Consider the following 4,961-nt stretch of genomic DNA (forward strand, 5'->3'; position numbering starts at 1 on the left):
GGAAGGGCCGCTGACCGGCGCCAACCCGATCAGGGCGCGGACGTCAGGCGAAGACGTCGATCACGCCGTGAGTGGCGAGGAACTCGGCCAGCCCGTCGACCAGGCGCAGCTCGCTGAGGTCGGGTAGCGGGATCCAGGCCACCTCGGCGGCATCGTCACCGGCGCGGGTCTCGGCGTCGGCAGGGCCCACCGAAGTGGCGCGGAAGTCGAAGATGACGAAGTGGTGATCGGTCCCGATCCGCTCGACCCAGCCGAGCAGCTCGTCGCAGACCACGTCGAGACCGGTCTCCTCCGCCACCTCGCGGACCACCGCCTCGGCCAGGGTCTCACCCGTCTCGACTCTTCCGCCCGGGACGGACCACTCCCCCGCTGCCGGGCCGTGGCCCCGGCGCACGAGCAGCAGATGCTCGTCCTGGACGACGACCGCTCCGACGCACACCTCAGGACCCACGACCGCCTCCTTCCCGTTCACAGGGCGCGGTGCATGACAATGAGCCGCGCCACCAGACCCGCACCCTCCAGGAACTGCTTGGTGTCCCGGGCGCCGGGAAGGGCCACCACGTCGACGCCCGAGCAACCGGCGCTGCGGAGCCACTCGGTCCCGGCATCGACGATGGCGGCGCCGACCCCGACGCTGCGCGCGTCCGGTTCGACATAGAGCACGTCGAACGACCCCACCGCGGGGTTGGAGCGGGCGCGCACCGCACCCACGCCCACGATCGAGTCGTGGAGGGTCCCGGCCAGGAGCAGGCGGTCGGTGCCCGAGGTGTATCCCTCGAGCCAGGTGCGCACCGCATCCGGGTCCTCGTGGCGCAGGCCGTGGGTCAACAGCTCCCCGCCCCGGAAGGCGGCGGCAGCGGCGCCAGCGGCGCCAGCGAGCTCGGCCAGCCGCGGCAGCTCCTCGACCCGTGCCGGCCGGGCCGCCTCCATCAGCCCGCTGGGTCGGACAGCAGCTGCTCGGCGCGGTGGAGGATGGTCTTGCGGCCGCGGTGGGCCGCCTCGTAGGCGCGGACCGCCTCCAGCTCGGGGGGCGAGAGTCCTGCCAGCCGCTGCACCACCTGCATGGCCGACAGGGTGTCGTATCCCGGTATGGCCAGATGGGTGGAGTCCCCGGCGTGGGCCACCGAGCCGTTCCCTCCGGTCCCCGTCGCGGGGCTGCCGGGCGGGGCGGTGACGGGGCCGGGCGCCGGCCCGGGGCGGTCGATGCCCATGGGCTCCACGCTCGGGCGGGCCCGGGGAGGCGGAGGCGGCGGCGGAGGAGGCGGAGGGGCAGCCGGCGCGCGGACGGGACCCCCGGGAGGCGACGAGAGGCGGTCCATCACGCCCTTCACCAGCTTCTCGGCCTCGGCCTGCAGCTGGGGAGCCGCCATCTGGCCGAGCATCCGGGCCGTGGTCAGCTGGGTCGTCAGGCGTTCCCGGCCCTTCTCGACCAGCTTGGGCATCTCCTCGGTCACGGTGAAGAACAGCCCCAGCGGTGCGTACACGAACACGTCGAGGGCCGATTCCAGGGGGTTCCTGTCCTCGCTCACGGCCATGACGGTAGTGCGTCAGTCGGTGCGCACGATCAGGACGTCCCGGTTGGCGTGGTGCGACAGTGTGTTCGGGACGCTGCCGGTTATGAACCGGCTGGCCGAGGTCATCCCCTTGGAGCCGACGACGATCAGGTCGGCGTCGGTCTCGTCGGCCACCTGGAGAAGAACGGTCACGGGCTCGCCGCGACCGGTCCGGGCGCGGACCGAGCGGGCTCCGGCCTCGGTGGCACGCTCGACGCCGGCCCGGGCCAGCTCCTCGGCGCCGGCGCTGGCGGTGAGAGCCCATTCCATGTCGGCGGGAACCGAACCGGTGTTCCGGGTCTCGTCCCCGCCCTCGGGGTAGGCGGTCACGACCACGAGGCTGGCGTCAGTAGCGGCGGCCAGCTCGGCGGCGTGGGTCACCGCCCGGGCCGCGGTCTCCGATCCGTCGGTGCCGACCACGATCGTCGACCACGGCGTCACACGCAGTCGCGACAGAGCATCCGGTCGCGGTCAGCCAGCTGGCTGGGATGCTTGACGAGGAAGCAGGACTGGCACACGAACTCGTCGGGCTGCTTGGGGAGCACCTTGCCACTGCTGTCCCCCCGCTCCTCGACGTCGGGGACGTCCTCCTCCTCGTCCTCCTCTTCCTGGACGACGAGGCGCTCTTTGAGGATGACGTCGAGGCTGGCTTCGACGTCCTCGTCGAGCTCCTCGTCCTCCTCTTCCTCCTCTTCCTCGGTCTCGGTACGGGCGGCAGCGGCAGCGGTGTCCCCGCCCTCCGCCTCGTCGGAGTCCTCTCCGGCCTCCCCACCCTCAGCGTCGATGTCGATCTCGTCGCCGGCGAGGTCGTCATCGGCCAGGTCGTCATCCCCGAGATCGTCCTCGTCGAGCTCCTCGAGCTCGTCCTCGCTGATCTCCTCCGGCTCTTCGAGCGCGTCGTCCTCTTCCTGCTCTTCGTCGAGGTCGTCGGCCATGAAAAGGGTCCTTGGGTAGGCGGTGCCGGCGGAGCATATACGTCGGCGCGCGGCGTTCCGGACGGTCCTCTTACCCCTCCGGAGGGCTCCCCAACAGCCTCCGGGCCGGGGCGACGTTCGATCCGGAAAGTCTTTGGGGCCGTCCGGTGGTCCGCCCGGAACTCCTGTTCCGAGGGGTTATTGGGACGTTCTCTACTCGACTTCCCGGACCGACGCCGCCCCCCGTGAGCCCCCTGCCACACGCCACGTCGAACTGCTCCGCCGCGTCTGGAAGACCCAAGTCCTGACCTCGGGGCTACCTGGGACCGAACAAGTAATGGCGCGCGCGTGACTTGGCGTCAAGGGCCGTAGCCCCGTTTCTGGGCCCGGGGGCCGAGACGGACAACTTCCGTTGCGGGCCGGCCGATAAGGCGCCGTCAGGCAGAGTTTGGCCGGCTCCGGCGGGCCTCGGCCCGGCGCTCCGCCTCCAGCCGCTCGAGGCCCACCTGGCTGTGGTCCACGAAGCTCATGGCGGCGGCCAGGGCGCGGTGGCCGGCGTGGTCGGCGATGAGGCGGTGCATCTCCTGGGCCACCCGGCGGTAGGCGGGATGGCCCTGGGGCCCGGAGCGCAGCTCGATGAGATGCATGGCTTGGCGGGCGTTCATCTGCATGACGTAGCGGACGCGGAACCCGAGGGCCACCGCGTAGGAGGCCTGGTCGGGGAACGCGGCGGCCATGTCCGAGTACAGGTCGGCGGAGCGCTGCATCGACTCGCGGTAGGGCTCCTCGGCACCGGCGTCGAGGACCGGCCCCGGGACCTCGAAGCCGTGCTCGGGACCCAGGCTCTGCCATTCGATGGTGAGCAGGCGGTGACGCTGCAGGTCGCGGAAGGCGCCGTAGTCGGACAGGACGTCGAAGCGGTAGTCGGTGCGCTCGAAGGCCCGTCCCGGCTTGTGCCGGCGGTTGGTGCGCTCCCCCACGTAGGTCTGCACCACGACCAGCTTCTCCTCCGCCGACATGGCCTCCACCCGGGACAGCAGCTGGTCCTCGGGCAACTCCGAGTACGGGTAGAGCATGGCGGCGACGACCTTGTCCTCCCCCGCCGGGTCGTGGTCGACGAGGACGACCTCGGGCCGCTCCTCCGCCTCCTCCCCCTTGAGGAGCCGTTGGGCCAGTTGGGCCATGCCCTCCCGGTTCTCGGCCAGATAACGGCTCCACGCCACACCCCGGTCCTCGACGTCCACCCGGCGGACGAACGAGGGGATCACCTTGCGGAGCTCGTCGAGCATCATCTCGGCGTACACCTGGGCCTCGGGCAGGGGGTGGGCGCGCATGCGCAACAGGAGCTGCTCGTAGCCCTGGCCGGTGCCGTAGATGCCGACGTTGGACAGCGCCGCCGCCGGGAGCAGGCCCCGCACGGCGTCGAGGGCCTTGGCCTTCACCGACTGGCGGTGGACGAAGTCGGAGTCCCCGGGCTGGCGGGGGTAGGCCTCGGCAAACCAGGCCTGCATACGCCGGAGCAGCTCGGAGTAGGTGTCGAACATCCGGTCCATCTCGCCGACGTAGCGGGCGCCGATCGCCGACTCCAGCACGGCCGGGTCCCGGAAGTACCGGTAGCGGCCCCGGTCGAGCCGGGCGTCGTAGGCGATATAGCGCGTGGACTGCTCGAGGTACGACATCAGCCGTCCCCACTCGAGGATCTTGGTGAGGAGGTTGGAGGCCTGCTCGCACGCGAGATGCACCCCGCCGAGCTGGGCCACCGAGTCGTCCCCGTAGTCGTAGAACACCCGGGCGTAGAGCTCCTCGGCTCGGGACAGGCCGACGGTGGCGTCGACGGTCTGGTCCCCGCTCATGTCGAGGTCACCGACGAACTCGTCCAGGAACAGGCGCCGGAGGCTCTTGGCCGACCGCGAATAGCGGGCGAAAAGCGCGCCTTTGACGACCTCGGGCAGGTTCACGAGGGCGAACACGGGCCGGTCGAGGTTGGTGAAATACCGCCGCAGGACGTCGGCCTCGTCGGGGGCGAAGTCCTCGACGACGTAGGGATGGGTCATGCCCGGACCAGAGTACGACCGGGCTGCTCAGCCGTCGCGGACTGCTGGAGGCCGCCGAAGGGTCAGTGGCGGACGACCAGCTTGCCGAGCTGCTCCCCCGCTTCCAGCCGCTCGAGGGCGCCCGGGAGGGCGTCCAGACCGGAGACCACGTCGTCCACGGCCACCGGCAGGCCCTGGGCCACGAGGGCTGTGACCTCGGCGAACTCGGCGTAGGAGCCCATGGTCGACCCGATGATCTCGTGCTGCTTGAAGAACAGCCGGGGCAGGGATATCTCCACCTTGGAGCCGGCGGTACCGCCGCAGGTGACCAGGCGGCCGCCCGGAGTGAGGGCGCGGAGCGAGCGGTCCCAGGTGGCCGCCCCCACGTTCTCGAAGACCACGTCGGCGCGCACGGGGAAGTCCTCGGTGGAGTCGAAGGCGTCTTCGGCGCCCATCTCCCT

Annotated in this window: 7 protein-coding genes; all 7 read right to left on the minus strand. The window is 71.2% G+C overall.

Annotation, left to right across the window (positions count from 1 at the left end; all coding sequences use genetic code 11):
- Positions 1-43: 43 nt before the first annotated feature.
- Positions 44-451 carry an NUDIX domain-containing protein gene (locus VFW24_09980; protein HEX5267089.1) on the minus strand — a complete coding sequence of 136 codons (408 nt, stop codon included), beginning with the start codon at positions 449-451 and terminating at the stop codon, positions 44-46.
- 17 nt (positions 452-468) lie between these two features.
- On the minus strand, positions 469-930 hold the full coding sequence (locus VFW24_09985) for a GNAT family N-acetyltransferase (protein ID HEX5267090.1): 462 nt from the start codon (positions 928-930) through the stop codon (positions 469-471).
- Complete coding sequence (locus VFW24_09990; GenBank protein ID HEX5267091.1) at positions 930-1,529, minus strand: hypothetical protein; 600 nt, start codon at positions 1,527-1,529, stop codon at positions 930-932. The genes VFW24_09985 and VFW24_09990 overlap by 1 nt, the downstream gene beginning before the upstream one ends.
- Positions 1,530-1,547: 18 nt before the next feature.
- On the minus strand, positions 1,548-1,994 hold the full coding sequence (locus VFW24_09995) for a universal stress protein (protein HEX5267092.1): 447 nt from the start codon (positions 1,992-1,994) through the stop codon (positions 1,548-1,550).
- Positions 1,991-2,488: a DUF4193 family protein gene (locus tag VFW24_10000; GenBank protein ID HEX5267093.1), complete on the minus strand. Its 498-nt coding sequence runs from the start codon at positions 2,486-2,488 to the stop codon at positions 1,991-1,993. The genes VFW24_09995 and VFW24_10000 overlap by 4 nt, the downstream gene beginning before the upstream one ends.
- A 416-nt stretch (positions 2,489-2,904) precedes the next feature.
- A complete protein-coding gene (locus VFW24_10005) occupies positions 2,905-4,521 on the minus strand; it encodes an FAD-dependent thymidylate synthase (protein HEX5267094.1) in 1,617 nt (538 codons plus the stop codon).
- A 62-nt stretch (positions 4,522-4,583) separates the two neighbouring features.
- The coding region (locus VFW24_10010; GenBank protein ID HEX5267095.1) for a zinc-binding dehydrogenase at positions 4,584-4,961 on the minus strand (378 nt) is incomplete at its 5' end.

Source organism: Acidimicrobiales bacterium, from assembly GCA_036273495.1.
GTDB lineage: Bacteria > Actinomycetota > Acidimicrobiia > Acidimicrobiales > JAJPHE01 > DASSEU01.